The organism is Vibrio ruber DSM 16370, from assembly GCF_900163965.1.
GTDB lineage: Bacteria > Pseudomonadota > Gammaproteobacteria > Enterobacterales > Vibrionaceae > Vibrio > Vibrio ruber.
This window is the reverse complement of the sequence record NZ_FULE01000089.1, coordinates 1-920: the sequence shown is the minus strand read 5'-3', so window position 1 is coordinate 920 and position 920 is coordinate 1. Positions and strand designations below refer to the sequence as shown.

At 53.6% G+C, this 920-nt stretch carries 1 protein-coding gene; it reads right to left on the bottom strand.

Going from position 1 to position 920, the window contains the following annotated elements; genetic code table 11:
- Positions 1-901, bottom strand: a 901-nt coding sequence (tssI, locus tag VR7878_RS20370; RefSeq protein WP_139344185.1) for a type VI secretion system tip protein TssI/VgrG, incomplete at its 3' end; no start/stop codon positions are given.
- Between the last annotated feature and the right edge of the window lie 19 nt (positions 902-920).

The window sequence follows — 920 nt, the reverse complement described above, 5'->3', positions numbered from 1 at the left end:
TGGCTTCGTTACTTTTACCGCTTGCGGTATGACTGGTGCGGCGCAGATGTTCGAGCTTAATCTGACTGAAGGCTTTGCCGCTGGCATCGTCTTTATAGCGCCCCGGTGCATCGTAGTGTTGGTAGTCCGGCAACTGATAGGCCATGTCACTGCCAAGTGCCGACTGTTTAAAGCTGTAAGAGGGCTTTTTAAAACTATAGTCACGCTGCGTCACTTCGGTAACTTCGGACTGTTTGGTCTCACGCATGGCGGAGACATACGGGGTGTCAGCCACACCACCGGACAGCACGTTATACGGCACACTGCCGCCCAGCTGAGTAAATCCGGCACTGTTATCGGTGACGACTAAGGTATGTTTTTCGGCCTCGTGGCTGAAGGTGTACATTAAGCCTTCTTCTGCCGCCAGCCGGTGGAAGAATTCTAAATCGGTCTCCCGATACTGAACACAGAACTCCCGCGGTGCACATTCGCGTTTGACGGAGAAGGCGTAGTCGGTGATGTTCATTTCCGAGAGGAGCATCGCCAGAATCTCAGGGACGGTTTTTTGTTGGAAAATCCGGCTGTTGTGGCGCAGTGACAACCGCTCAAGCGCGGGCACCAGTGTCAGGGAATAATAAGTGTGATGATGGCCGGTATCACCGCGGCTGAAGCTGCGCACAATGCCGTGGACTTGCTGCACCACTTCGCCATTGCGGATGACTTCCAGCACGGCTGCGGTATCAACCAGTTGCCCGGCACTGATGCCGGAATCGCGGCTGGCCAGCTCGATGTGATAGCGAAAGCCATACACCGGGTTTCCCTGTGCATCCAATGAATCAGAGATAGATTCATGTCCCTGATAATCACGGACGACCAAGGCTTCACCGACACCACTGACAAGACGGAAGTTCAAAGTCCCCATAGTTTTTTCCTGACATTGT